The 634-nt window shown below is 59.3% G+C and carries 1 pseudogene; it reads left to right on the top strand.

The features are described 5' to 3' along the window. A pseudogene (locus BOP96_RS29140) lies at positions 1-634 on the top strand (RHS repeat protein); the annotation flags it as partial.

The following is a 634-nucleotide window of genomic DNA, read 5'->3' as shown; positions in this document are numbered from 1 at the left end:
CGACTGGTTTGCGCGACCAATGCTGTCGGTGAAAGCGAGCGTTATCGGTACGACGATCAGCACGTCATTCTTGAGCGGCAGTTGGCCGGTGGGGCGAGTTTCTATTGGGAATGGGAACACGCGGGCAAGGCGGCGCGCTGCGTCCGGCATTGGGCGAGTTTTTCGCAGATGGACACGCGTTACGCCTGGGGCGATGACGGGCGCGTCACCGTGCATAACGCCGATGGTAGCCAGGAAGTCTATGTCCATGACGACCGGGCGCGCTTGGTGCAGCGCATCGATCCGGATGGCGCTCAGCATTACAAATCCTACGATGCCAAGGGCCGGCTGACCGTCGAGCAAGACCCGATGGGCGCGGTGACGGCCTATCAATATGACGACGCCGGACGCTTGGTGGCGCTGTTTCCGGGGGATGATGAGCCGACTTCCTACGAACATGACAACGGTTTTGTTCGGGTTGTCAGGCGTGGGGAGGCGGTCTGGAAATATGAGCGCAATGTTCAGGGCGATGTCATCCGCAAGATTGACCCGGATGGCAATTCGACTGACTACAGCTATGACAAACATGGGCAATTAGTTGGGGTTTGGTATCCCGACAGCAGTTGCCATCGGCTGGTGTGGAACGAACGCGGGC

It is taken from the genome of Pseudomonas sp. FSL W5-0203, from assembly GCF_001896155.1.
Classification (GTDB): domain Bacteria; phylum Pseudomonadota; class Gammaproteobacteria; order Pseudomonadales; family Pseudomonadaceae; genus Aquipseudomonas; species Aquipseudomonas paracarnis.
The sequence above is the reverse complement of the archived record's forward strand: the minus strand, read 5'-3'. Positions and strand labels throughout refer to the sequence as shown.